A 25,001-nucleotide genomic window follows, 5' to 3' on the forward strand; every position below is an offset into this window, starting at 1 on the left:
CTGAGGGTATGTGCAGTCAACGCTCTCTGCCCGTTTCGTACCACGATTCGTCCGCATTCATGGGGACATTTCTGCACGAGGGTGACCGGAGTTCTCAGCGGCGCGCAGACCACATCCACGCGCCAGACCCGAGCGGAGACGTCGGGTGCGGAGCGCTCAGCCCCAGACCAGTGCGACCGCAGCCATCGGAACGGCCATCGTCATGAGCGCACCGACGACGAGGATGCCGGACCGGATCCTGGCACGCCTCACGAGCCGAGCGATGACGGCGATCAGCGCACCGACGAGGAGCAGGCAGGGGCCGAACGTGAACGACGTGTTCGCACCGAGCCACGCCAGCCAGCGGACGCTGCCGAACGCCGCCGGTGGCGGATCCCACACGAGCGCGAAGGGGCTCACTGCGGCGAGGACGACCGCGCTCCCCAGGGCGATCGCGACGACGGCGCCGGTCGGCACGACGGCGCGATCTGAACGCCGCCAGGGTACGAGGGACGCGATGGGCAACAGCGGCCCGAGCGCCAGGCACGCTCCGAGCCAGAGCGCGGCGTGTCCGTCGACATCGCCTCCCGGACGGGTCAGGCCCCGGGCCACTGCGTCCTGCGCCGAGCCGCAGACGTACAGCGCGATGCAGAGCAGCGGGATCAGGACGGTCAGGATCGCGGCGCGCAGTTCGTTCGGCACGGCATCGGCCGCGCGCTCTTCGTACGCCATCGGGCGAGGCTACAGCTTCGCCAGTGCGAGCCACGTGGTCGCGATCGCGTCGGCGAGGAGCTCTCGCTCTTCGGCCGAGGGGTCACGGACGCCCTCCTGGAACGCGTCGCGCGCCTTGGTGTACGGCCACGGGTCCGTGAACACCGAGGACACGTTGTTGACGATCGAGACCTTGAGGCTGAGGTCCGAACTCGCGAACCGTGCTCTGAGGAAGATCGCGAGGCGGTCCTGCCACGACGGGTGACCGAGCAGCCACGTGCGGAACGACTCCGGCACGGTCACCGTGCCGAGGATGTCGCGTCCCACGAGCCATCCGTCGGCATCCGAGATCACGTCGGCTCGACTCCACTCGGTCTTGTCGGTGTCCTGACCCATGTTCTCCGTCACGAAGACGTCGATCTTCTGTCCGGCGCCGAACTTGACCCAGTTCGCCCAGAGTTGGACGACGTCCAGGGCCCAACCGCCGAGGTCCGCGGGCCCGATGCGCGCGTTGCCTTCGCAGGTCCCCCAGCCCACGATGCCCTGCAGGACGACGCCGACGTGCTCGATGTCGCCTTCGTAGCCGGCAGTGTGGCCGGTGGGCACCCCGGCGAGCTTCATGTACGTGTCGAAGGCGATCTGCTGGTTCCCGTCGTTGCCGGTACCCGGCACCGGGAAGGGGGTGTAGTCCTTGAAGCTCGCCGATGTGTACTTGACTGACTCCAGGTAGAAGAAGAAGAAGTAGTTCGCGTAGGTCCGGACCGTCGGGTCCACCTGGTCGATCACATGCTCGATGAGGACCTGCTGCCGGACCAGGTTCCAGTAGAAGTCGAGCTCGTCGTCACTGCGATCGAGGATCCTGTCGACGGCGTTCCTGACGAGGGGGACCGCGTTCTTCGACACGACGTCGTGGTCGATGCCGAGCTGCTTGGTGACGCCGCCCTCGGTGTACGTGGTCGTGAGGTCGACGGCGACCTGGTTGTACCACCAGTTCTTCGGCATGGTGTACCCCTGGTTCCCAGACCACCCCGTCGACGCACCGGACACCCAGACCGCGTCGACGAGTCCGGCGTCCGCGAGGCGAGTACAGACGTTCCGCGCTGCGTATACGCCGATCCGGTAGCGGACGGACACCGAGATGGCGAGTCCCTCGGCGACGCCCTCGAAGTAGGGTTTCAGGAACCCGTCGATGTCGGTGTCGTAGGCGTCGTAGTCGACGGCGAAGAAGATGACCGCTCCGGCGTGGATCCCGAGTTGCCGTGCGCGGATGGCCGCCTGCTGGCCCTGATCGACACCGATGTCGTGGTTGAAGTACGCGGCCTGGTTGTTGTAGTTCTCGAAGATCGGGACGACCTTGAGGCCCGCGTCGAGCAGCATGCTCAACTCACCGCGGGCGAACCCCTTCGCCGCCACCGTCAGGTAGCGGAGCACGACGCCGTAGCCGGCATCGATCAGCTTCTGCGCGGAGGCACTGGTGAGTGGTGTGCTCGTGTCCACGCCGCTCGTTGCACGGGCAGGGTCGCCCGAGGTGACCAGCAGTGCTGCCCAGGTCGCGAAGTCGCCCTTCCCCGACGCCGGGAGTTCCATGAACGACTGGAAGGCCGCCACCGCCGCGGACGTCGCCGCATCGAAGCTCCCGGTGAGCGCGACGTCGTAGCCGTTGAACGCCAGAGCGATCTGGAAGAGGGTGACCCAGTGGTTGGTGCTGCTGTCGAACTGGTTCGAGCTCACCGTACCGCTCGACCGGATGCCCGTCTGCGTCCCCGGCCCGAAGTTCGCGTTGGCGGTCGCATCGTCCATCCCGATCTGGTACTGGATCGCGAGCATGAGCCCACGCTGGACGTCCCGGGTGAACCGGCCGTCGCAGGGAACGATCGTGAAGAGCGACCGAGACGTGTACCGGGCGTTCAACCACACCTGTCCGGCGCGGATCCGATCCGTTCCACCGGTGACGAGCACGTACGGGTCGAGTGTGAGCAGCGACCGCATGAGCTTGACGTCGACGGACGCCGAGCTGGACAGCCCGATCTGCGTCCGGATGGTCGACACGGAGTTCGCCACCACCGTCGACCACTTGCCGAACGTCGTGTCTCCCGAGTACCCCTTGCACCACAGAGCGCACTGCAGGATACCGAGCACCCCCGCTCCGGACGTGCTGGCGGTGATGCTCCCCACCTTGCTCCGGAACGCTGAGGCCGTCCCGTCGCCGAAGTTGTCCGACAGCGCGGTGATCCCGAGCTCGTGCTGCAGCGCGCGCGTCAGCGCGTACATCGTCTGCCAGCCCGTGACACCGTCCTCGGCGACCTTGTTGTAGCCGGAGACCTTCGCGTAGCGCTGGTTGAGCCACACCTGCGAGTTCTTGACCCAGAGATCCATGAGCGAGCGTCCTGTCAGTTCAGGCTGAGAGCCGGATCGGCTCCGAACGGGCGTCCGGAGGACGACACGGGCACGTTCGACTCGAGCCCGGTCACACGCTGGTACACGCCGCTCGCGCTCCGCGCCGAGAACACGACCCTCGGGAGGACCATCCCGGTCGCGAGAGCAGCATCGTCCTGGTCCGAGATCTCCAGGGCGATCTCGATCGAGGTGCCGGCCGGCACGACCACGGGGATCCGCAGGCTCGTCCGAGCACCGGGCGCGACGGCTCCGAGCCACTGTTGCGCAGTGCCGTCGACGGTGACGGATGTGACCGAGAGCGCCCGCACGACGTGGTCGTCGACGAAGACGTCCACCTGCCCGTTGGCCGGGATCGCGCCGGGCCCGGAGCTGACGACGCGGATGTGCGTGGGGTAGTTGTACGTCGCTCCGCTCTCGGCCTGGACGTCCGCGAACACGGCCCACGCGGCGTAGACCGATGCACCCCACGCGCTGGACACCGGAGCGATCACGGTCGCCTCTGACAGCACCGTCTCGGTACCGCTTGCGGTCCGGACCGAGACGCTCGCGGCGACGGCGTCTCCGACGTTCTCGACCGGGTAGCGTGCGGCCACGTCGACCGGGAGGCTGACCGACACCTCTGCCGTCCCGAGGCCCTCCGGAAGCGTCACGGTGATCCGCGAGTTCGCTCCGTCCTGCTGCTCCTCGACGGGAACGGTGGTGACGTGTCCGCCTTCGTTCACGACGGCAGGGGAGCCACTCCACCGGAGCAGAGCGGTCGGGAGCGTCACCGTGACGGCTGCGCCCGCGGCCTCCGTACCGGGAGGGAACGACAGTCCCACCGGCACGGTGAACTCGAACCGGGTCGCGTAGTCGGGGGAGAAGGCGACGGCCGTGCTGGACTGCAGGGCGATCGCTGCCGTGGTGCCGCCGGCCGTGGTCGCGCCCGGTTCGCCGACGGTGTCCGCACTCTTCGACACCACATCGGCGTGCGCCGCGTCGGCGACGATCGTCGACGACGCCGAGGCCGCTCCGGCAGCGACCGCACCGATGAGTTGGCGTCTCGTGAACGTCGTCATCGTCCCCTCTTCGAAGCTCGTTCGACCATCTCGGTCACGTCCGGATCACACCGCATCGGCATCCTTCGTCATCCCCACTGGATCGCCTTGCACCCGGCGTCCACCTGCGGACCGGTTGCCTCGTACTTCTGGCAGACGAGGCGCCAGGTCTGCGGTCCGACGATCCCGTCATGGGTGTAGCCGTACGCGGACTGCAGCTTCATCACGTCGGCCTTCGTCTGAGCGCCGAAGACTCCGTCGACGGTCAACCGGTACGGTCCGATCCCGCGGTCGTTCACGAGCTCCTGGATGTCGTAGACACAGTGACCCGTCGACCCGTCCCGGAACGTGCTGTTCACGCAAGCGGTCGCTGCCTCGGCGGTGTCCGATGCGCCCGTGTCCAGGACCGAGAGCCCGACGAGTGTCATCGTGGCCGCAGCGGCCGCGATGAGCTTGGTCGTACCGATCATGTGCGATCCCCTCGTCGCTCGTGGTGCGTGTCCCGGACGGACAGCTCACGCGCCCGTGTGGTCGTCCCGACAGGAGGACGGCGAGGACGTCGAGCCTCCGCGACGCCACCGTTCGACCGGCCCCCTGCAGGAACTGAGCGCTCCTTCACGGTATCGAGAGCCAGTTCGGGAAGTAAAGAGGTGGAGCCCTGAGGGAGCGCACAGCCGGGGTCTTCCCGACGCAGCGTTCGACGGATCCGACGCAGGACGGCCCCGCCCCGCTGGAGCGGGACGAGGCCGTCGGTGGTGCCGAAGTGTGGGTCAGCCCTGCTTGGCGAGCTGCTCCAGGGTGTCGTTGCCCTTGTAGGCCTCGACCGCGTTCTCCTTGGTGACGAGGATCGGGGTCAGCTCGATGGCCGGCACCGTCTTCACACCGTTGTAGTTGTTCGTCTTGTCGATCTTGGTGTCCGGCTTCTTGCCCTTGGCGAGGTCCGAGACCAGGTCGACGGCCGCCTGGGCCTCTTCGGTGGTGTTCTTGTAGATCGTCGAGTACTGCTCGCCGCTCATGATGAGCGGGATCGAGGCGGTCTCCGAGTCCTGGCCGGTGATGACCGGGTTCGGCTTGCCGGCGGCCTTGGTCGCCTGCAGGATCGCACGGGCCAGGGTGTCGTTCGGCGAGAGGACACCGTCGAGCTTGGTGTCGCCCGAGTAGTACTTCGAGAGCAGGTCGGACATGCGGGACTGCGCGTTCTGCGCGAGCCAGCCCTGCGTGTTGACGTTGCCGAACTCGGTCAGGCCCGAGACGACCTTGAGGGTGCCGTCGGCGATCTTCGGCTTGAGCACGCTCATCGCACCGTTGAAGAACACGGTGGCGTTGGCGTCGTCGGGCGAACCGGCGAACAGCTCGATGTTGTACGGGCCGCTGCCCTTCTCGTCTTTGAGGCCCTTGAGCAGTGCGTTCGCCTGCAGCTGGCCGACCTTGTAGTTGTTGAACGCCACGTAGTAGTCGACGTTCTTGGTGTTCAGGATGTTGCGGTCCCAGGCGATGACGACGGCGCCGGCGTCCTTGGCCGCCTTCACCTGCGAGCCGAGCTGCGAACCGTCGGCCGCACCGATGATGACGGCCTTGTCGCCCTTGGTGACCATGCTGGAGATCTGGCCCTGCTGGTCCGGGACGGTGTTCGACGCGGCTGCGTACTGGATGTCGGCCTTGAAGCCGGCGTCCTCGATCGACTTCTTGAACGCGGCGCCCGCGAGCACCCAGTTCTGCGAGGTCTTCGCCGGGAGCGCGACGCCGATGGTGTCGCCCTTCTTGATGCTGGCGCCGGAGCTGTCGCCCGAGCCGGAGGTGCCACGAGCCGAGCAGCCGCTGAGGGTGAGGCCCGCGATGAGCGCCAGGCTGAGGCCGGCGACGATCTTCTTGCGCATGTGATTGCTTTCTCTTCGTTGAGGAGGGTGGGGCCGGGGCCCCGCTGTGGGGAATGGGAACGTGGTCCGATCCGGGGGCACGAGCCCCCGGGGACCCGGGGGCCGGAGCCCCCGGGCTGGACGGCTAGGGGAGGGTGACCTTCTCGGGCTGGTCCTCGATCGAGCGCGGCTGCTGCGCGGCCACCGTGTTCTGCTCGGTGTCCTTCCGCTGGAACTGCCGCATCATGCCGCCGATGAGCGACGGTCGGCCCTGCGACTTCGAGTAGACGTCGAAGGCGACGGCGACGAGCAGCACCAGACCGCGGATGATCTGCACCTTGTTGGACTCGAGGCCCATGAGCTGCAGACCGTTCGACAGCAGCGCCATCACGAGACCACCGATGATCGACCCGGAGATCGTGCCGACACCACCGGCGACCGCGGCACCACCGACGAACACGGCGGCGATCGCGTCGAGCTCCCAGCCGGTGCCGTCAGCGGGGCCGGAGGCTCCGGCGTAGCCGACGAAGACCATGCCGGCGACGGCGGCGAGGACGGACATGTTCATCATGACGAAGAAGTTGACCTTCTTGGCCGAGACACCGGACAGGACGGCGGCGCTGGAGTTGCCACCGACGGCGTAGACCTGGCGACCGAAGATCGTGTTCTTCGTGACGAAGCCGTAGATGATCGTCAGGACGCCGAGGATGATCGCCACGATCGGGACCGAGGTGCCCGGGCGGCCGGAGGCGAACAGGTAGGTCGCGACCAGGGTGACGGCCACGAGGACGCCGGTGCGGACGAAGGAGACCCACAGCGGCGGGACCTCGGCCTGCATCTTCTTGCGACGCTGGCGGCCGCGGACCTCGACGATGATGAGCACGAGGACGGTCACCAGACCGAGGAGCACGGTGCCGTTCGAGAACGGCGTCGCCGGACCGAAGTCGGGGATGAAGCCGGAGCCGATCTGCGCGTAGCCGTCCGGGACGGGCAGCGAGGTCGAGTTGCCGATGATCTGGTTCGCACCGCGGAAGATGAGCTGGCCGGCCAGCGTCACGATGAACGCCGGGACGCGGACGAACGCCACCCAGAAGCCCTGCCAGGCACCGACGAGACCGCCGACGACCAGGCCGAGGATGATCGCGAGCCAGGCCGGGAAGTGCCAGACGGCCATCGACTGCGCCACGATGATGCCCGTGAACGCCGCGACCGAACCGACCGACAGGTCGATGTGGCCGGCGATGATCACCATGACCATCCCGAGCGCCAGGATCAGGATGTAGGAGTACTGCAGGAACAGGTTGATCACGTTGGTGGGCTGCAGGATGAGCCCGTTGGTCGTGATCGAGAAGAAGATCAGGATCGCGATCAGGGCGATGATCATGCCGTACTGGCCGATGCTGTTGCCCTTGCCGAACAGCAGTTTCAGGTTGTTCATGAGACGGTGGCGCCCTTCCGCGCGGAGGTCATGCTGCGCATGAGCGATTCGGGATCGGCCTGGTCGGCCGGCAGGTCAGCGGTGATCTGGCCTTCGAAGATGGTGTAGATCCGGTCGGACAGGCCGAGCAGTTCGGGGAGCTCGGACGAGATGAGGATGATGCCCTTCCCCTCGGCCGCGAGCTGCTGGATGATGCCGTAGATCTCGAACTTGGCGCCCACGTCGATGCCGCGGGTCGGCTCGTCGAGGATGAGCAGGTCGGGGTCGGTGAACATCCACTTCGACAGGACGACCTTCTGCTGGTTCCCGCCGGAGAGCTTCCCGACGTTCTCCTCGACGGTCGGCACCTTCGTGCGGAGCATCTTCCGGTACTTCTCGGCGATGTCGTACTCCTGCAGGGAGTCGACGACACCGGCCTTCGAGATCTTCTGCAGGTCGGCCGCGACGGTCGAGCGCTTCACGGAGTCGAGCAGGTTCAGCCCGAGCGCCTTGCGGTCCTCGGACACGTAGCCGATGCCGTTGTCGATCGCCTGCTGGACGTTGTTGACCTTGATCTCGCGGCCGTCCTTGAGGATCTGACCGCCGAGGAACGTGCCGTACGAGTGACCGAAGAGGCTCATCGCCAGCTCGGTGCGTCCGGCACCCATGAGGCCGGCGAACCCGACGATCTCACCACGACGCACGTGGAAGTTCGAGCCCTTGCAGACCAGGCGCGAGGAGTCGAGCGGGTGCTGCACGGTCCAGTCGCGGACCTCGAAGAACGTCTCGCCGATCTTCGGCGTGCGGTCCGGGAAGCGGGACTCGAGCGAACGCCCGACCATCCCGCGGATGATCCGGTCCTCGTTGACGCCGTCCGCCTTGACGTTGAGCGTCTCGATGGTCTTGCCGTCGCGGATGATCGTGATGCTGTCCGCGATCTGCTCGATCTCGTTGAGCTTGTGGCTGATGATGATGCTCGAGATGCCCTTGGCCTTCAGCCCGACGATCAGGTCCAGCAGGTGCTGGGAGTCGTTCTCGTTGAGGGCGGCGGTCGGCTCGTCGAGGATGAGGAGCTTGACGTCCTTGTGCAGGGCCTTGGCGATCTCGACGAGCTGCTGCTTGCCGACACCGATGTTCTTGATCTGCGTGTCCGGGTCGTCGGCGAGGCCGACGCGGGCGAGCAGGTCCTGGGCGCGGAGCTGGGCGACCGTCCAGTCGATCCGGCCGAACCGGCTCGGCTCGTTGCCGAGGAACAGGTTCTCGGTGATCGAGAGCTCGGGGATGAGCGCGAGCTCCTGGTGGATGATGACGATGCCGGCCTGCTCGGACTGCTTGATGTCCTTGAAGCGGACCTCTTGGCCCTCGAAGACGATGTCACCGGTGTAGGTGCCGTACGGGTACACCCCGGACAGGACCTTCATCAGGGTCGACTTGCCGGCGCCGTTCTCGCCGCAGATGGCGTGGATCTCGCCGGCGCGGACGTTGAGCGACACGTCGGACAGTGCCTTGACACCAGGGAACTCCTTGGTGATCGATCGCATCTCGAGGATCGTCTCGGGTGCGGTGATCGACCGGGTCTCGAGTCCGGTGTCGATCGGGTTTGACGCCACAGTGCATCTCCTTCTGCCGCTTCGGTGCAGGAGTCCTTCGGTGGTTCTGCGAGCGGCAGCGAAGGCGCAGGGAGATCTGCGTGGACTTCGTTGTCGCGTCCGGGGTTCCGATGCCGGTGTGACGGTCCATGTGAACGGTCACATCGGCTGGAACGGAGGTAATACTACGCACGGCGTCGGCACCGGTGTCAATTCGGATTGGTCGCGTTTCGGTAACGGCCCGCTCCGTGCCTGCCTCGACGGCCCTCCGTGCCCCCCGGTGTGGGGTCACTTCCGCGGCGTGCCGCGGATCGGACGGGAGGCTCTCGGCGGCCCGGCACCGTGCCTCCAGTCCGTCAGATGGCGGGTTCCCGCAGCGGCACGGGTGCCCACGCGCGCCGCTCGCCGCTCCGGCGGGCGCGCGTCGGGTCGCACCTCGCTGCGGACGTCGCGCCCCGCGCTGAGGGGGCGCGACGTGTGTCCCGGGGTGCGGACCCGCGGAGGCCGCCCCGGCGCTACCCGCGCTGGCGAGGTGCGCCGGTCGAGGCGCGCACCACGAGCTGCGGCACGATCTCGATCGCGCGGAGCCGCTCGTGCTCGCCCGGGAGCAGCATGTCGACGCAGCGCCGACCGAGCTCGGCGAAGTCGACCTGCACGGTCGTGAGCGGCGGCCAGAAGTGCTTCGCCTCGGGGATGTCGTCGTAGCCCACGACCGACAGGTCACCGGGGACGTCGAGTCCGTAGGACCGGGCGGCGTGCACGACGCCGAGCGCCATCGCGTCGTTCGAGCAGAACACGGCGGTGCAGTCGCGCCAGCGCAGCAGCTCCCGTCCGGCGTGGTATCCGAAGTCCGCGGTCCAGTCGCCGAGGATCGGGGGCTGCACGGGCTTGTCACGGTCCGACATCTCGCGGAGGAAGCCCTGCATCCTGGCGTCGGCCTCGATCCAGTCCTGCGGTCCCGCGATGTGGCGGATGTACTCGTGCCCGAGGTCGAGCAGGTGCGCCGTGGCGAGCCGCGCGCCCTCCATCTGGTCCACCCACAGGGCCGTCGGGTCCTCGCCGATGCTGGACCGCAGCGTGATGTACGGCGTACGGACCCCGAGCTCCTCGATGAGGTCGAACACGCGCTGCTGCGGGGCGATCACGATGATGCCCTCGACGTCCTGGTCGAGCAGGTGTCCGAGTCCGTCGCGCACGGCGGCGTCGGTGGGTTCGGCGATGTTCGCCGTCGTGACCGAGTAGCCGCGCGCCACCGCGGAGTCCTCGATCGCCTGCATCGTCACCGCCGGCCCGTAGTGCGAGCGCTGCGCGGTGAGGACGCCGATCGTCCGGGTCCGGCTCGTGACCAGCGCCCGCGCCGCCCGGTTGGGGCGGTACTGCAGCTGCTCCATCGCGGCGACCACGCGCTCGCGGGTCTCGGCGCGGATGGCGTCGGAGTTGTTGAGCACCCGTGACACGGTCTGGTGCGACACCCCGGCGACCCGCGCGACATCGCGGATGCTGGGCGATCGCGGTTGCTGTGCCCGCGTCGACGCCATTGCTACTCGTTTCTCGCTCGGAGCCGCGGCACGCCCATGTGCACGTTCACATTCCGAGCCAGATCATTATGCACGTCTACCGCCCCGGCGCCACCTGAGCGTGTGTTCCGCCTGCTCCGGAGGCACGGTGCCGGTCCGCCGGACCGGCACCGTGCGTGGCGTCCGGCTACAGCCAGTTGCGCTTCCGGAAGACCACCCAGAGGACCCCGGCCAGGGCGAGCATCGCGACGATCGCGGCTGGGTAGCCGTAGCGCCAGTGCAGCTCGGGCATGTGGTCGAAGTTCATCCCGTACACGCCGGCGATGAGCCCAGGGGCGAACAGGATCGCCGCCCACGAGGAGATCTTCTTGACCTCCTCGCCCTGCTGGTGCGCGGCGCGCGCGAGCTGCCGGCTCTCCTCGCCCTGCGCCAGGCTCGCGCTCGTCATCCGCCGCATGGCCTCGTTCTGCTCCTGCGACACCAGCGTGGAGTGCAGGGTCAGGGCGTTCTCGAGCAGTGCGCGGAACGAGTCGATCCGCTCCGTCACCCGCAGGGCGTGGTCCATCACGTCGCGCAGACGGTGCTGGACGTCCTCGTCGACGGCGTACTTGTCCGCGCCGCGGAGCAGACCGCGCACCATCGCCGGGACGGGCTTCGTCGCACGCTGGAACGCCAGCACCTCGCTGAGGAGCTGGTAGATGCGCTTCGAGACGTCGGCGGCGACGTGACCGGCGAACAGCTGGTCCTCGATCTCGTCGATCTCGTCCTGCAGCACCTCGACGACCGGAGCGTAGCCGTCCACGACCTCGTCGAGCACCGCCGCCGTCACCGCCTCGGAGCCCTTCGCGAGGAACTCCGGGTCCTGCTCGACCCGCGCCCGCAGTGCGGCCAGGTCGGGACGGTCGGCGTGTCGGACGCTGACGACGAACCGATCACCGACGAACAGGTGCACCTCGCCGAACTCGACCGTGCCGGACTCGGCGTCGTACCAGGCCGGGCGCAGGACCACGAAGAGCGTGTCGCCGTACCGCTCGAGCTTCGCGCGCTGGTGGCCCTTCTGCGCGTCCTCGACGGCGTTCTCGTGCAGGTCGAACTCCGTCGCGACGGTCTCCAGCTCGTGCGGATCCGGGCGCAGCAGCCCGATCCACGCCAGGTCACAGTCCCGCCGTGCATCGAGCGACAGGGTCGATGACGACTCGACGCGACGTCCGTCGACGTAGACCGCGTTGTCGATCATTGCCATGCTGTGCTCCTCGGGGTCGGGAGCAGGCAGGCGCGAGGCCTCAGCGGCAGTGCCGCTGCGAGGTGTTGCCCTGGGACACGGGCACGGGGACGACCGGGAGGGTCAGCGGGCCCGTGCGAGGATGACCACCCGACATCGCGCCTCACCTGCCCTACTGGTTCGTCCTGCGGCTCGTGTACCGCGCGGCGCGTGCGTGCGCCCGGCTGCACCGGAGGTGCAGCCAACGGGGAAGCGTACGCCGATCCGGTCGTGATCGCGAATGGTCGGTCGTCCCTCGGGCTCGTCGCGTCGTGGCGGTCCGCCTCGGCCTCGTCGCGTCGTGGCGGTCCGCCGCTGCCTGGTGGCGTCGTGGCGGTGAGCCGCTGCCTCGTCAGGAAGCCGAGTGGTCGCGATGCGTCTCGGTACCGGTGCCCTCGGAGCGGCCCAGGAGGGCAGCCCACGAAGCCACTTCACGATCGACGTCGGCAGACGGCCGGAGACCGGCGCCGTCGAAGTCGAACACCTCGAGGTCGACGTCCAGGGGATGCGTCCCCACCCCGGCGACCGACAGCCGGAGGACCTGCTGCGCGAGGGGCGGGGTGGCGTTGAGCTCCGTTGCGGTCCGCACACTCGTGACGTCGGTCGCAGCGATCCAGCCCGCCTCCTCCACCGGGTCGGCACCCGAGTAGAAGCGCACACCCTGCTCGTCGACCGCTGCCGTCAGCGGGGTCTTGCCGAGGAGGGGGATCTTGTCGTCGCCCTCGTGCTCTTCGACCGCTCGCAGCACCACACGAGCCGGCAGCGTCGCACGGACGTGCTTGCGCGTGGTCGTGGGGTGCATCCGAGCGACTTCTGCGTCGCGGGCTGCAGCGGCTTCATCAGCGTTCATGCCGAGAAGTTATCTCCGCGACGCTGCTGTGCTCCGCTCCCTGTAGGAAGCATCAGCCGTGGTCGCTCGCGAGTGATCGTCGCCGTGCAGATCGACTGCAGCTGTGCTCAGCTTCGAGCTGTTCGACGCAGCGTGCACACAGGCCTCCGGCGCAAGCTGCGCTGGAGTTCAACTCCTCCCCGCTGTCGTTGCGCATGGGATCACGTCAGGCGCTGTCACCGCTGGGAGACTGGGAGTCGCGACACCCGGCCTGACGGGCTACAGGAGTGTGCTGAAACTCGCGCTGGCCTCCACACGGCTGTCGATGGAGGCCACTCCGCACTCGCTGCGGGCACCTCGTTTCGGGCTTCACGAGACAGGCAGGAAGCAACGATGATCGCGGCGGGACAGCAGATCTGGGGCCCTCTGCCCCTCATCGTGATTGCAATTGCAACCGCCTTCGTACTGGTGGCGATCCGAAGTCGTCGGGGTAGGAAGTGAGTACGTGGCTGATTGACGACACCGACGCGAATGGACACTCGGCAGCGTCTGTCGTCGACGGCATCAGCAACCAGGGCCGTGCAGCTGCGGGGCTGTGGGTCGGCGAGACCCCCCAGGTCTCGACTCGATCGCGGCTGTGGGATGCCGGAAGTCAAGTTGACCGATCACAGCGATGAACGAGAGTGCCAGATGAATCTCCATGACAACGACATCCCCGGCGAGCAGACGCCTGTCCAGAGGTTCGAATTCGGGAAGAGCGTCGTGCTCGGCATTGCCGTCATCGTGCTCGGTGGGATCCTCGCCGTGGTCGGGATCGTGGGGCATCACAACCCGATCGTTCCCATCGTCGCCGTGGTTGCGGGTGTTCTGATCGTCGTCTTCGATCTGTCGACGAGGCGATCTCGACGCGAGCGCCAGGGCAGATGACGCTCAGCGACGCGGTCGACGTCGACGGCTGGCAGCAGCTGGCGGACAGCATCGGGGTCCTCAACAGGGTCGCCGAACGTGATCGCGCAGTCGGCGGGGTCGACGTGGGAAAGGTCGTCGTCCGATCGCCGGTGCAGGACTGAACACGACGGCGCGGAGTGCCGACCGGAGCCAGGCTGACTGACACCGACGGGGTCGGCGTTGCGGCGACGTCCCCGGCGGCGTGGCGTCGCGGGCGGAGATGCTGTCGAAAACCACAGCCGGCCCGCACGCGTACACCTCCACGTACAGCAGGACGGAGCGGATGTGCTCGAGATCGACACGGAGACCACGAACGGACCGACGCGTGCGCGAGCTCTGCCGTGGGGACGGCACTGCGACCGTGGTGCGGTGCATCAGCGAGCCGAACGCCAGCGTGGGAGGTTCGTGATGAAGGGCAGAGACGTCGCGCTCGCCATCGCGGTCCTCATCGGACTCGCGTTCATCGGTGCACTCGGCGGTCGTCAAGCGCGCGGGGAAGACAGCTTCGGCCTCCTGTGGATGGTCGGGGCGGCAGTCGCCTCCGTGGCGCTCCTTGCTCGCAGAGTGCGCGCCGCGCAACCACTTGCGAGCTCGGCGTGGTGGTTCGCGGTGGCATCCCTCTGCTGCGTGATCGGCGCCCTGACCGTTGTGACGTTGGCGCCGCTGGCGTGGATCGGAGGGGTGATCGTGGGTGCCGGGATGGCAGTGCCCATCCTCAAGATCCCGACGGTGAGGGGCCCGGAGGACTTCCGGTGAAGCGGGGCGTCTTCGATGTCCCGCACCCGTGGGCCCTCATGGTCGCTGGAGTCGCGTTCATCGTGTTGGGCGTGGTCCTCGCACCGACGCTGGGCCGCCCTGGCCACCGTTCCGTGATCGATCCGTTCACGGAGTTCGCCCCCTCGTCACTGATCATCATCGTGATGGGGCTCATCGGAGCGTGGTTCATCGTGCAAGGCGCGGTGACGCTGTTCCGGAGGCGATCGTGAGGACCCGACGGGGGCCGTTCGGTCGACGGCGTCCCCAGCAGGCCGCGGAGGCAGAGCCCTCGCGGCACGCGGATTCGTGGACGTCGGAAGCCAAGGGCGCACCGACACGTCTGCAGGGATCACCGCCTGTCTCGACTTCTGCGTCGACGTCGGGGTTGACATCTCCGATGGTGACTTTGCGTTCAGGTCCGGACTGGGCTTTGGAGAAGGACTCGACGTCGAGTGGTTCGACGACCCTGGAGAACCGGGGACGGAACAAGGCGGGGAGGGGGAACGTGCCGCCGGGAACTCCAGGTTCGGCGGCTCCCTGACTGGCGATGACGGCGCTACCAGCATGAGCGCGGGGTCGACGTGTTCCGATGGCGGTGACTGTTCTGCGAACGACGAGCACATGAGGATGATCAGCTGATGGTGTTTCTGTTCGGTCGCATGGACGGTCCTCGTGAGAAGAACCCTCCCCGCTCTGTCCGGGTTGCGTTCTGGCTGTTCATCGTCGGTGCGTCTCTCAGATTGATCGCTGCCGGAAGTCAGTTGCTCGCCGAGGATGCCGGGCATGGTCACGTGCAGCGCGGTGGTGCAGCGGTGGATGCATTCGGCTTGTTGTTCTCAGCGATATTTGCGGGCCTGACGGTGGTCGTCGTCATCCGCTTCAGGCAGGGAAGCCGAGTCGCCAGGGTCTTGCTGCTCGTCGTCGTGGTGTTCAGCCTCCTGATCGCTCCCGGGCCGAACTTCGTCCTCCTACTGCTTCCGGCTGTCGTGTCCGCTTGTGCTGTCGTCATGGGCTTCACTCGATCGGCGAATGAACACTTCAAGGAGTCGATGCACAGGACAGGTTGAACCACGTAGCCCTCGGCGGCGGCGCGGGCGCGTCAGCTGGCCTCAGCGATTCGTTGCGTGTTCAGTCCGGTTCAATCTCTTCTGGAGATAGCTATGCCAAGTCCTGCGGAGGAGCGGCAGGACTTGGGCTTCACGGCGCCTACTCCACGCCCGTCGACGGGTGGTCTTGGGCTCATGGCACTTCTGAGTGCAAGACCGGTGGCACGGATGTACTGCAACCTGGACAAGCAGTTGTCCGGACGCTCACCAGTGTCGGAGCGAACTCTCGAATGGGGCGTTCGTGGAGCTGGTTCTGTTGCTCTCGTCATCTGCGCGGTGCTGCTCTTGTCGGACTGAGCCGACAGCGCCCATGCCATACGTGTCGAAGCCGCTGAGCGCGCCGACGCGCAGCCGCCGGCGAGTTCGGGGGCGGGAGAGTGGCTGCCGCCGAACGAGAGGGTGTTGATGCATTCGACAGGCATTCATTCGGGGCCGCCAGGCATTCCCAGGCCACGTCTGGAGGACCTCGACCCCTACTGCCGCGGCGGTTCAGCGCCTTGCACGGAACAGCGTCGAGCTGCAGCAGCGCGATCATGCGCGAAATGTCGGTCGAGGCCGCAGTGTGGCTAGCGTCGTTCTCCTGGTCATCGCGGCGTTCAGCCTGATGATCGCGCTGGGACCGGACCTCTCGCTCCTGCTGCCCGCGGCGGTCTCCGTGTGTGGTGTGGTCGCCAGCTTCACGAGATCGGCGAACGAGTACTTCACGCCAGCGACGCAGTAGTCGCTGGCTCGGGGAGCTGCGCCTCCGGCGGGTGCGGGCACTCCGGCCGCGCGGACCGTCCGCGGAGTGCCCGCTGGGGCCTTCAGGCGGCGGGGGAGACCCCGACGAACCTGGTGAGGTGATCGAGCAGCAGCCGCCGGAAGGGGACCGACGACCATCCGTGATCGGCGCCGTCCACCGCGGTGAACGTCGCTCCGGGGAGTCGGTCGGCGTACCGCTGGCCGTACTCCAGCGGCACGATCGCGTCAGCGGTGCCGTGCAGCACCTCGGCCGGCCCGGTGTAGGCGTCGATCGCGGCGTAGACGTCGAGCCCGGCCGTGACCTCCTCGATGAACGCCATGCCGAGGGCCATCCCACCGAAGTCGAACCACCCCTGTTCACGTGCCGGGGCCAGCGGCTGCCCCTGGATCGCGTCGTGCTCGGCGATGTCGTCGACGACCACCCCAGCCGGGGACCACAGCGTCAGCGTCGCCACCAGCTCCGGCACACGTGCCGCCGCCATGGCCGACTCGACCGCGCCGAGGCTGTGCGCGACGACGTGGACCGGGGCGTGTGCGTCGTCGGCGAGTCGCCGGATCATCCGCGTGACCTGGTCGACCTCGTCACCGATCGTGATGTCGGCGAAGTCCCCGTCGCTCGTGCCGTGGCCGAGTCGGCTGTAGGACCGCACGGTCGCGCCCCGGTCGGCGAGCGCTCGTGCGGTCTGCACGAAGAGCTGCTGGCCGCCGGTGTCGGTGCTGCCGAACCCGTGCACGAGGAGCACCGGCGCGGCGCCCGTGACCGGACCGGTGCCGAGCTGCCAGCCACGCAGGGTGTGGCCGTCGTGCTCGAGGGTCACCGGCACCAGGCCGGACAGCGGCGCCGGCATCAGTTGCTCCGGTCCGCGAAGCCCTCGGGCAGGTCGCCGGGGGCGGTGTCGACGACGGTCTCGTCGTCCTCGCCGACGTGCTCGAACAGCGTGATGTGCGCGAACTCGGGGACGATGTAGATCGGGTAGGTCGGTCCCTGGTCGCGGTACTCGCGCATCCGGTCGAGGTGGTCGTTCTGGAACAGCACGGTCTTGCTGCCGTCCTCCTCGACCCAGTGCGGGAAGAAGATCGTGCCGTGCAGCACACGCTCACCGGGGACGACGTTCACGACGACGCTGGTCCCGGTCGGTTCGTTCCACGACACCTTGTAGACGCCCTTCGTCAGCACGACGAGGTCGACCTGCTGGTCCTTGACCCAGCGGCCGCCGACCATGCCGCTGTGGATGCGGTAGTCGATCGTAGTGGCGTTCTTGACGTACATCTCGTACTGCCAGCCGTTGGCGTACGTGTAGATGAAGCGGTGTCCGACGATCCCGGACAGGTCCTGCTCGGGGACGGGGTGCTCGACGCTCGTGGTGATGTCCATGCCCTCGATTTTGCTCCCGAACTGCGTTTGTTGCAAGCGCAGTTGCTGTGACTACGCTGAGGGCGTGAGCGACTCCACGACCGACCCCGACCTGCCCATGGTCGCCCGTCGCCTGAGCGCCGAGATCGGCCCGTTCCGGCGGGCTCTGTTGGGCACTGCCCGGCGATCGGTGGCGCTGCCGGACATCCCCGACGCGCAGATCGAGGTGCTCCGGCGGCTCGACGAGGACGGCTGGTCCAGCCCGACCGCGCTCGGCCGCGCACTGGGACTGGCTCGGTCGACGGTGAGCAACCTCGTCGCGGCGATGGAACGGGACGGGCTCGTCGAACGACGCCTCGCGGTCGGGGACGGCCGCAGCACCGAGGTGGGCCTCACCGACCTTGCACGCCGGCGGCTCGCCGAGTACGACGTCTCAGCGGAACACGTCCTCGTCGCGGCACTCGTCGCCCTCCCGCAGGAGGACCAGCGGGCGCTCGCCGCAGCGCTGCCCGTGCTCGAACGGCTCAGGGCGCAGCTCGATCCCGCCGCGCGGCACTGAGTCGCTGGATTGCCCGCTGCTGCACAGGAGGGTGAACGCGCTTGCCTCTGCGCAGGTGCGGTCGGTACTGTCGTGATGTCCAGAACATCGGATATCACACGAGGGAGTGTCATGAAGAAGAAGCAACCGATCACCGTGGGGCTGGTGATCGCGTCAGTGGGGCTCATGGCTCTGGCGTTCGCACCCGTTCTGCGCGACGGGGCCGCCGTCTGGTGGTTCATCGGCCTCGTCGGACTGATGACGGCCTTCTCGATCGAGCAGCGAGCGGCGCGGACGACGGCGCGCTCGGTCACGCTGCCGGGGATCACATTCGTCGCGGCGGCCGCAGCTGGGATCGCCCTCGTCGGAGTCGTCGCGCCGGCATCCGCTCAGGCCGCGGAGCTCGAGGTGCCCGGGGCGGCGGCGGGTCCGCGTCGTGTCGTGCAGCTGGCGTCCGAACTCCAGGAGGCCGATCGCGATCGGTCTGAGAACCTGATCCGCGCGGCCCAGCGTCTTCGCTACGAACCGCGATCGGGGCTGACGCCGAACTGGGCAGCAGCGACAGCGTACGACCACCGGGGGGCCGAGGTGGTCTCGGTGCCTCTCACCGGGACAGACGTCCCGGAGATGACCAAGATCTCGTTCCTCACCGCGGGCGGCAGGACGTCGGTGACGGAGATGGCATCAGCGATGCAGTCATCCACCGAAGTCCACTTCGCGATGTGGGAGGACGGGACGCTCACCAAGAACGTGAAGCTCGACGAAGGGACGCCCGAAGTGCAGCCCTCGTCGATCGGGACAAATGGCCTGGACTGGAACCGACTGAACAACTGTCTGAACAGCATCGGGATCAGCTGGGCTGTCATCGCGATCCTGGGCGTCGCATGTGGCGCGGCCTGTGCAACCGCGCTCCTCTGCGCGCCGTGCCTCGCAGCGGCAGCCGGGTTCACCACCGGAACCATCGCGAAGTGCGTCTCGATCGCCTGGTCGTGACGCTGTGACCACTATCCCCGGGTGTGCGGGCCGGACGGAGCTCGCACACCCGGGGATCGTGGGCGCGAAGGCTTCTTGCGTCTCAGTCCAGCGCGCGCACCGGCAGCTCGGTGAGCTGCCACCCGAGCCACGGGCTGAACGCGAACGGCGCAGCCGACACGGCAGCGCGCAGCTTGTCCTCGGAGAGCCACACCCACTCGGCGACCTCGTCGGGTGCCGGCTCCGGGTCGCGGTCGACGGCGGCACGGAACACCGGGCAGACCTCGTTCTCGACGATGCCCGAGGCGTCCACGGCGCGGTACCGGAAGTCGGGCAGCACGCACTCGATGTCCGACACGGTGATGCCGAGCTCGCGGGCGGCGCGCCGGGCGATCGCGTCCTCGAAGGACTCGTCCGGACCGGGGTGTCCGCAGAACGAGTTCGTCCAGACGCCTGGCCAGGTCTTCTTCGACAGCGCACGCCGTGTGACCAGGAGTTCCCCGGCGCCGTTGGTGACGTGACAGCTGAACGCGAGGTGCAGCGGAGTGGCGTCGGTGTGGACGGCGAACTTGTCCGCGGTGCCGATCGGGGTACGGTCTTCGGCCAGCAGCACGACGGATTCAGGGAACTGGTTCATCTGACTCGATACATTAGGCCAATGACGGACGAAGCGGCCACCGTGGCGCCCATCGACCTCGCGTTGGTCGACGAGTGCCTGGAGCGCTTCTTCACCGCGTCCTCGACCCGGGCTCAGGCGTTCGGTCGGCCGTCCGCAGAACTCTGGCGGGTGCTCCGCAAGGCGTCCATGGGCGGCAAGCGCTTCCGCCCCCGCATGGTGTTGACCGCGTACGCCGGACTGGGCGGGACGGACGAACACGCCGCCGCGAACGTCGGGGCCGCGTACGAGCTCCTGCACACCGCGCTCGTGGTCCACGACGACGTCATCGACCGCGACTGGTCCCGCCGCGGTCAGCCCAACGTCGCCGGGTCCTTCCGCGACACGGGCACGACGGGCGGTCTGCCGCTCCCGACGGCCGAGCACCGCGGGATGAGCGCCGCCGTGATCGCGGGGGACCTCGCACTCGCCGGTGCTCCGCGCTTCATCGAGTCGAGCGGTGCGACCGGGGAACGCCGCGCCCGGCTCCTCGACCTCTTCGACGACGCGGTGTTCGCCAGCGCTGCCGGTGAGATGGCCGACGTCGACCTGACCCACGGCGTGATGCCGACGGTCGACGAGGTCCTCGCGATGGAGCGGGCGAAGACGAGTGTCTACTCGTTCGAGGCGCCCCTGCAGTCCGGGGCGGTCCTCGCCGGCGCTCCGGAGTCGGTCGTCACCGCTCTCGGCGCCTTCGGTCGTGAGATCGGCATCGCCTACCAGGTGGTCGACGACCTGCTCGGGGTCTTCGGTGACGAGGCGGCGACGGGCAAGACCGCGATCGGCGACCTCCGTGAGGGCAAGCGCACGATGCTCATCGCCTACGCGGCGACCACCGACTGCTGGTCCGAGCTGGCGCCGTACCTCGGCGACCCGGACCTGACCGAGGAGCGTGCCACCGAGATGCGTCGCCTCCTCGTGCACTGCGGCGCCCGTGACGCCGCGCTGGCCCGCGTCGAGGAGCACACCACGATGGCCCGCGCCGAACTCGCCGCGCTGCCGTGCGACCTCGCGGTCCAGCTCGAGGCGCTGGTCTCGGAACTGGTGGAGCGCGTCCGGTGACCACGAACCCCACCGGGAGCACGCACGCCGCGCGGCTCCCGCTCTACGACGCCACGGCCGAGGCCGCGTCCGCCGTCGTCATCGACCGGTACTCCACGTCGTTCGGGCTCGCCAGCCGCCTGCTCACCAAGGACACCCGGGAACACATCACGAACGTCTACGCGCTGGTGCGCGTCGCCGACGAGGTCGTGGACGGTCCGGCGACCGAAGCCGGCCTCGACCCGGTGCTGGCCCGCACCGTGCTCGACGAGCTCGAGCAGGACACCGAACGGGCGATCGCGCGCGGCTTCTCCGTGAACCCGGTCGTCCACGCCTTCGCCAGGACGGCCCGCGCGACCGGCTTCGGCGCTGAGCTCACGCGGCCGTTCTTCGCGTCGATGCGGATGGACCTCGAGCAGACCGAGCACGACGACGCCTCGTTCGCCGCGTACGTGTACGGCTCCGCCGAGGTCGTCGGGCTGATGTGCCTCCGTGCCTTCGTGTACCGCGCGGGTCGCCCCACCTTCGACGAGGCGGTGCTCGTCGACGGCGCGCGTGCACTCGGTGCGGCGTTCCAGAAGGTGAACTTCCTCCGCGACCTGCACGCCGACTTCGAGGTGCTCGGGCGGTCGTACTTCCCCGGTGTCGACGTCCGCACCTTCGACGAGGCCACCAAGCACCGGCTCGTCGCCGACGTGCAGGCCGACCTCGACACGGCGGCCCGCACGGTGCCGCTGCTGCCGAGGGGTGCCCGCAACGCCGTCGGGCTGGCGCACGCGCTGTTCCAGGAGCTGAACGACCGGATCGCCGCCACCCCGGCGCACCGCCTGATCACGACGCGCGTGCGCGTCCCCAACCCCGTCAAGGCGCGGCTCGCCGCGCAGGTGCTCGCCGGGCGCGCGCCGCTGACGTCCCGAACCGTCCCCCCAGGACAGACTGGAGGCTCCTCATGAGCCCGACACGTGCCTCCCGTCCGGAGTCCATCCGCAAGGTCCCCGTGCGTCGCGCCGTCGTCATCGGCGGCGGCATCAGCGGGCTCGCCTCCGCCGCGCTGCTCGCACGGGACGGCTTCGCCGTCACCGTGCTCGAGCAGCGCACCCAGCTCGGCGGCCGTGCCGGCTCGTGGGAGCAGAACGGCTTCCGGTTCGACACCGGCCCGTCGTGGTACCTCATGCCCGAGGTGTTCGACCACTTCTTCCAGCTGCTCGGCACCAGAGCCGACGAGCAGCTCGACCTGGTCAAGCTCGACCCCGGGTACCGCGTCTACAGCGAGGGCTACGACGACCCGATCGACCTCCGGGCCTCGCGCGAGGACAACCTCGCGCTGTTCGAGTCGATCGAGCCCGGCTCCGGCGCGCGGATGGCGAAGTACCTCGACTCGGCGGCCGACACGTACGAGATGGCTGTGCGCCGGTTCCTCTACGGCACGTTCCAGGACTTCCGGAAGCTCGCCGCTCCCGACGTGCTGCTCCGGATGGGCAAGCTCGCCCGGCTGCTGCTCGAGCCGCTGTCGACCTTCGCCGAGAGCGCCGTCCGCGACCGCCGCCTCTGGCAGGTCCTCGGCTACCCGGCGGTCTTCCTCGGCACGAGCCCGTACTCGGCGCCGAGCATGTACCACCTGATGAGCCACCTCGACCTGGCCGACGGCGTGCTGTACCCGAAGGGCGGCATCACCGAGGTGATCGCCGCCGTGGAGCGCGTCGCCCGGGCCGAGGGTGCGCAGATCATCGCCGGCGCGAAGGTCGAGCGGATCCAGGTCGAGGGCGGCCACGTGACCGGTGTCGTGCACCGCGACCGCCGCGGGGCGCAGCACGTCGCCCCCGCGGACGTCGTCGTGAGCGCCGCTGACCTGCGGCACACCGAGATGCAGCTGCTCGACCGCGAGCACCGGACCCACGGTGAGTCGCACTGGAAGAAGCGCGACCCCGGTCCCTCCGCCGTGCTCGTCTACCTCGGCGTCGACGGTCCCGTGCCCGGGCTCCTCCACCACACGCTGATGTTCACGGCGGACTGGAAGGCGAACTTCGGCGCGGTGTTCGGCGACGACCGTCACGTGCCCGATCCGGCGTCGATCTACGTCTGCGCCCCGTCCGAGACCGACCCCACCGTCGCCCCGCCCGGGTCGAGCAACCTCTTCATCCTGGTGCCGCTGCCCGCGGACGTCGGCATCGGCAAGGGCGGCATCGACGGCGCCGGCGACTGGGAGGTCGAGCAGATCGCGGACCGCGCGATCGACGTCGTCGCCGAACGGTCCGGCGTCGCGGACCTGCGCGACCGCATCCGGGTGCGTCGGACGATCGGTCCGCGGGACTTCGCGGACGACTTCAACGCCTGGAGCGGGTCGATGCTCGGGCCGGCGCACACGCTCAAGCAGAGCGCGTTCTTCCGCGAGGGCAACAAGTCCGCCAAGGTCGAGGGGCTGTACTACGCCGGGTCCTCGACCATCCCGGGCATCGGGCTGCCGATGTGCCTGATCAGCGCCGAGGTCCTGCTGAAGCGCATCCACGGCGACACCTCGACGGAGCCGCTGCCGACGCCGCTGGAGCGTTCCGCCGGAGCGCCCCCGCGGCCGGCGGCGCGTGCTCCGCGGCGCACGGAGGCCGCGGCGTCGGCCACGACCACCTGATGCCGGGGCTGTACCTCCTCGGACTGCTGGTGTCCCTCACCGGCATGGTCGTCCTCGACGCACGCTTCCGGCTGTTCTTCTGGCGGGCACCGTGGCGTGCCGCGGTGGTCCTCGCCGTGGGCGTGGCGTTCTTCCTGGTCTGGGACGCCTCGGGCGTCGCGCTCGGCATCTTCTTCATCGGCCCGCAACGGCTGTTGACGGGCGTCGTGCTCGCGCCGGACGTGCCGCTCGAGGAGGTCTTCTTCCTGCTGCTGCTCGGCTACACGACGATGAACCTCATCGGGTTCGTGCGGCCCGTCGTCGCGCGGGCGCTGGACCGGGCGGACCGGTCGTGACGGGCTCGGGCGCGTACGCGCTGCTCAGCCTGCCGTTCTTCGCGGTCGTCGCGGTGGTCGGCGTCGTCGCGGCCGTGGTCGCCGCCCGTCGGGAGCGCCGGGCCGGACGGGACGCGGGGCGTGGCCGTCGGGTCACCCTGGTCACCGGGCTCGTCGCGGGCGTCGTGCTGCTCGTGATGACCGTCGTGTTCGACAACGTCATCGTGGCCCTGCGGATCGTCGCCTACGACCCGGCGCTCATCAGCGGGGCGAGGATCGGGGTGATCCCGATCGAGGACCTGGCGTACTCGATCGCGGCGGTCGTGCTGCTGCCGAGCCTCTGGGTCCTGTTCGACCGCACCGACCGCAACCAGGCGGACCCCACCCGCACCGGGCCCGTCACCGGGCCATCCACCGGACAGGAGCACGACCGATGACGGCGACCCCGGCCTCCCGGCAGTCCACCATGCGCGCGCTGTTCACCTCGTCGCGCCCGATCAGCTGGGTGAACACCGCCTACCCGTTCGGTGCCGCGTACCTGCTCGGCAGCGGGGACGGCTTCTCGCTGACCGCGTTCCTGATCGGCGTCGTGTACTTCCTGGTGCCGTACAACCTGGCGATGTACGGCATCAACGACGTCTTCGACTACGAGTCCGACCTCCGGAACCCGCGCAAGGGTGGCGTCGAGGGAGCCCTCCTCGACAAGAGCGTGCACCGCACGACGCTGTGGGCTGTGGTCGTCACCAACGTGCCGTTCCTCGTCGCGCTGGTCGTCCTCGGCGCGGTGTCCGGCAACGGACCGTGGTCGTGGCTCGTGCTCGCGATCAGCGTCTTCGCGGTGATCGCGTACTCCGCGCCGGGCCTGCGCTTCAAGGAGAAGCCGTTCCTCGACTCGCTGACCTCGAGCACGCACTTCGTGTCACCCGCGGTCTACGGGCTCGCGCTCGCCGGGCCGCACTGGACGGGGCAGCTCGTGGCGGTGTGCGTGGCGTTCTTCCTGTGGGGTGTGGCCTCGCACGCGTTCGGCGCCGTGCAGGACGTGCTCGCCGACCGTGCCGGCGGGATCGGCTCGGTGGCGACCGTGATCGGTGCCCGGGCGACCGTCCGGCTGGCGTTCGTGGCGTACGTCGTCGCCGGGGTCGCGCTGCTGTTCTCGGCGTTCCCCGGCCCGATCGCCGCGGTCGTCGTCATCCCGTACGCGCTCAACGTGCTGCCGTGGTGGAACGTGACCGACGACCAGGCCGAGTCGGCGAACGCGGGGTGGAAGCGGTTCCTGTGGATCAACTACCTCGCCGGGTTCCTGGTCACCATGGCGCTCATCGGGTACGCCTTCACGCGCTGACGTCCTCCTGACAGA

Annotated in this window: 28 protein-coding genes; 15 read left to right on the forward strand and 13 right to left on the reverse strand. The window is 68.6% G+C overall.

Going from position 1 to position 25,001, the window contains the following annotated elements; translation table 11 throughout:
• Nucleotides 1-156: 156 nt before the first annotated feature.
• The 10 genes from FS641_RS06830 to FS641_RS06875 all read right to left on the reverse strand — a co-directional run bounded on the left by FS641_RS06830 (nucleotide 157) and on the right by FS641_RS06875 (nucleotide 12,614).
• Complete coding sequence (locus tag FS641_RS06830) at nucleotides 157-711, reverse strand: hypothetical protein (protein ID WP_144761874.1); 555 nt, start codon at nucleotides 709-711, stop codon at nucleotides 157-159.
• Between the two features lie 9 nt (nucleotides 712-720).
• Nucleotides 721-3,066, reverse strand: a complete 2,346-nt coding sequence (locus FS641_RS06835) for a glycoside hydrolase domain-containing protein (protein ID WP_144761878.1) — start codon at nucleotides 3,064-3,066, stop codon at nucleotides 721-723.
• A gap of 14 nt (nucleotides 3,067-3,080) precedes the next feature.
• The gene (locus tag FS641_RS06840; protein ID WP_144761881.1) at nucleotides 3,081-4,145 is read right to left on the reverse strand and encodes a hypothetical protein; all 1,065 of its coding nucleotides are present in this window, start codon (nucleotides 4,143-4,145) and stop codon (nucleotides 3,081-3,083) included.
• 68 nt (nucleotides 4,146-4,213) lie between these two features.
• The gene (locus FS641_RS06845) at nucleotides 4,214-4,594 is read right to left on the reverse strand and encodes a peptidoglycan-binding protein (protein ID WP_144761883.1); all 381 of its coding nucleotides are present in this window, start codon (nucleotides 4,592-4,594) and stop codon (nucleotides 4,214-4,216) included.
• A 300-nt stretch (nucleotides 4,595-4,894) separates the two neighbouring features.
• The gene (locus FS641_RS06850) at nucleotides 4,895-6,001 is read right to left on the reverse strand and encodes a sugar-binding protein (protein ID WP_144761886.1); all 1,107 of its coding nucleotides are present in this window, start codon (nucleotides 5,999-6,001) and stop codon (nucleotides 4,895-4,897) included.
• A 124-nt stretch (nucleotides 6,002-6,125) separates the two neighbouring features.
• Nucleotides 6,126-7,418 carry a multiple monosaccharide ABC transporter permease gene (gene mmsB / locus FS641_RS06855; protein WP_144761889.1) on the reverse strand — a complete coding sequence of 431 codons (1,293 nt, stop codon included), beginning with the start codon at nucleotides 7,416-7,418 and terminating at the stop codon, nucleotides 6,126-6,128.
• Nucleotides 7,415-8,938, reverse strand: coding sequence for a multiple monosaccharide ABC transporter ATP-binding protein (mmsA, locus tag FS641_RS06860; protein ID WP_144762862.1), 1,524 nt, complete (start codon nucleotides 8,936-8,938; stop codon nucleotides 7,415-7,417). The genes mmsB and mmsA overlap by 4 nt, the downstream gene beginning before the upstream one ends.
• A gap of 563 nt (nucleotides 8,939-9,501) precedes the next feature.
• Nucleotides 9,502-10,524, reverse strand: coding sequence for a LacI family DNA-binding transcriptional regulator (locus FS641_RS06865; RefSeq protein ID WP_144761893.1), 1,023 nt, complete (start codon nucleotides 10,522-10,524; stop codon nucleotides 9,502-9,504).
• A gap of 166 nt (nucleotides 10,525-10,690) precedes the next feature.
• Nucleotides 10,691-11,746: a magnesium and cobalt transport protein CorA gene (locus FS641_RS06870; RefSeq protein ID WP_144761896.1), complete on the reverse strand. Its 1,056-nt coding sequence runs from the start codon at nucleotides 11,744-11,746 to the stop codon at nucleotides 10,691-10,693.
• A 370-nt stretch (nucleotides 11,747-12,116) separates the two neighbouring features.
• Nucleotides 12,117-12,614 carry a hypothetical protein gene (locus FS641_RS06875; protein WP_144761899.1) on the reverse strand — a complete coding sequence of 166 codons (498 nt, stop codon included), beginning with the start codon at nucleotides 12,612-12,614 and terminating at the stop codon, nucleotides 12,117-12,119.
• Between the two features lie 621 nt (nucleotides 12,615-13,235).
• Here FS641_RS06875 and FS641_RS06880 point away from each other — a divergent pair.
• The 7 genes from FS641_RS06880 (at nucleotide 13,236) to FS641_RS18005 (ending at nucleotide 16,124) form a co-directional block, all read left to right on the forward strand.
• Nucleotides 13,236-13,520 carry a hypothetical protein gene (locus FS641_RS06880; protein WP_144761902.1) on the forward strand — a complete coding sequence of 95 codons (285 nt, stop codon included), beginning with the start codon at nucleotides 13,236-13,238 and terminating at the stop codon, nucleotides 13,518-13,520.
• Entirely contained in the window at nucleotides 13,517-13,663 is a 147-nt protein-coding gene (locus FS641_RS18000; protein WP_186317620.1) for a hypothetical protein, read from the forward strand. The genes FS641_RS06880 and FS641_RS18000 overlap by 4 nt, the downstream gene beginning before the upstream one ends.
• A 247-nt stretch (nucleotides 13,664-13,910) precedes the next feature.
• On the forward strand, nucleotides 13,911-14,297 hold the full coding sequence (locus FS641_RS06885) for a hypothetical protein (protein WP_144761905.1): 387 nt from the start codon (nucleotides 13,911-13,913) through the stop codon (nucleotides 14,295-14,297).
• Entirely contained in the window at nucleotides 14,294-14,527 is a 234-nt protein-coding gene (locus FS641_RS06890) for a hypothetical protein (protein ID WP_144761908.1), read from the forward strand. Before FS641_RS06885 ends, FS641_RS06890 begins: the two co-directional genes overlap by 4 nt.
• Nucleotides 14,528-14,603: 76 nt before the next feature.
• A complete protein-coding gene (locus FS641_RS06895; RefSeq protein ID WP_144761911.1) occupies nucleotides 14,604-14,936 on the forward strand; it encodes a hypothetical protein in 333 nt (110 codons plus the stop codon).
• Nucleotides 14,936-15,364: a hypothetical protein gene (locus tag FS641_RS06900; protein WP_144761914.1), complete on the forward strand. Its 429-nt coding sequence runs from the start codon at nucleotides 14,936-14,938 to the stop codon at nucleotides 15,362-15,364. Before FS641_RS06895 ends, FS641_RS06900 begins: the two co-directional genes overlap by 1 nt.
• Before the next feature lie 601 nt (nucleotides 15,365-15,965).
• Nucleotides 15,966-16,124 (forward strand): hypothetical protein, encoded by a 159-nt coding sequence (locus FS641_RS18005; protein ID WP_186317621.1) that lies wholly within the window; start codon nucleotides 15,966-15,968, stop codon nucleotides 16,122-16,124.
• Between the two features lie 82 nt (nucleotides 16,125-16,206).
• Here the strand turns inward: FS641_RS18005 and FS641_RS06905 are convergent, their stop codons facing one another.
• Both FS641_RS06905 and FS641_RS06910 read right to left on the reverse strand, forming a co-directional pair.
• Nucleotides 16,207-16,992 (reverse strand): alpha/beta fold hydrolase, encoded by a 786-nt coding sequence (locus FS641_RS06905; RefSeq protein ID WP_144761917.1) that lies wholly within the window; start codon nucleotides 16,990-16,992, stop codon nucleotides 16,207-16,209.
• Nucleotides 16,992-17,519 (reverse strand): phenolic acid decarboxylase, encoded by a 528-nt coding sequence (locus tag FS641_RS06910; protein WP_144761920.1) that lies wholly within the window; start codon nucleotides 17,517-17,519, stop codon nucleotides 16,992-16,994. Before FS641_RS06910 ends, FS641_RS06905 begins: the two co-directional genes overlap by 1 nt.
• A gap of 64 nt (nucleotides 17,520-17,583) precedes the next feature.
• Here FS641_RS06910 and FS641_RS06915 point away from each other — a divergent pair, with 64 nt between their 5' ends.
• A complete protein-coding gene (locus tag FS641_RS06915) occupies nucleotides 17,584-18,057 on the forward strand; it encodes a MarR family winged helix-turn-helix transcriptional regulator (RefSeq protein ID WP_260855718.1) in 474 nt (157 codons plus the stop codon).
• A 135-nt stretch (nucleotides 18,058-18,192) separates the two neighbouring features.
• Nucleotides 18,193-19,029 (forward strand): hypothetical protein, encoded by an 837-nt coding sequence (locus FS641_RS06920; RefSeq protein WP_144761923.1) that lies wholly within the window; start codon nucleotides 18,193-18,195, stop codon nucleotides 19,027-19,029.
• A gap of 82 nt (nucleotides 19,030-19,111) precedes the next feature.
• Here the strand turns inward: FS641_RS06920 and idi are convergent, their stop codons facing one another.
• Nucleotides 19,112-19,645, reverse strand: a complete 534-nt coding sequence (idi, locus tag FS641_RS06925; RefSeq protein WP_144761926.1) for an isopentenyl-diphosphate Delta-isomerase — start codon at nucleotides 19,643-19,645, stop codon at nucleotides 19,112-19,114.
• 21 nt (nucleotides 19,646-19,666) lie between these two features.
• On the opposite strand from idi, the gene FS641_RS06930 reads away from it, so the two are divergent.
• The 6 genes from FS641_RS06930 to FS641_RS06955 are packed head-to-tail and all read left to right on the forward strand — an operon-like array spanning nucleotide 19,667 to nucleotide 24,986.
• On the forward strand, nucleotides 19,667-20,725 hold the full coding sequence (locus tag FS641_RS06930; protein WP_144761929.1) for a polyprenyl synthetase family protein: 1,059 nt from the start codon (nucleotides 19,667-19,669) through the stop codon (nucleotides 20,723-20,725).
• Complete coding sequence (locus FS641_RS06935) at nucleotides 20,722-21,657, forward strand: phytoene/squalene synthase family protein (RefSeq protein ID WP_144761932.1); 936 nt, start codon at nucleotides 20,722-20,724, stop codon at nucleotides 21,655-21,657. Before FS641_RS06930 ends, FS641_RS06935 begins: the two co-directional genes overlap by 4 nt.
• Nucleotides 21,654-23,330, forward strand: a complete 1,677-nt coding sequence (gene crtI, locus FS641_RS06940) for a phytoene desaturase family protein (RefSeq protein ID WP_144761934.1) — start codon at nucleotides 21,654-21,656, stop codon at nucleotides 23,328-23,330. Before FS641_RS06935 ends, crtI begins: the two co-directional genes overlap by 4 nt.
• A complete protein-coding gene (locus FS641_RS06945; RefSeq protein ID WP_144761937.1) occupies nucleotides 23,330-23,665 on the forward strand; it encodes a lycopene cyclase domain-containing protein in 336 nt (111 codons plus the stop codon). The genes crtI and FS641_RS06945 overlap by 1 nt, the downstream gene beginning before the upstream one ends.
• The gene (locus tag FS641_RS06950; protein ID WP_260855719.1) at nucleotides 23,662-24,081 is read left to right on the forward strand and encodes a lycopene cyclase domain-containing protein; all 420 of its coding nucleotides are present in this window, start codon (nucleotides 23,662-23,664) and stop codon (nucleotides 24,079-24,081) included. Before FS641_RS06945 ends, FS641_RS06950 begins: the two co-directional genes overlap by 4 nt.
• On the forward strand, nucleotides 24,078-24,986 hold the full coding sequence (locus FS641_RS06955) for a prenyltransferase (RefSeq protein ID WP_144761940.1): 909 nt from the start codon (nucleotides 24,078-24,080) through the stop codon (nucleotides 24,984-24,986). The genes FS641_RS06950 and FS641_RS06955 overlap by 4 nt, the downstream gene beginning before the upstream one ends.
• The last annotated feature ends 15 nt before the right edge of the window (nucleotides 24,987-25,001 follow it).

Origin of the sequence: Curtobacterium sp. 9128, assembly GCF_007673775.1 — a bacterium.
Taxonomy (GTDB): domain Bacteria; phylum Actinomycetota; class Actinomycetes; order Actinomycetales; family Microbacteriaceae; genus Curtobacterium.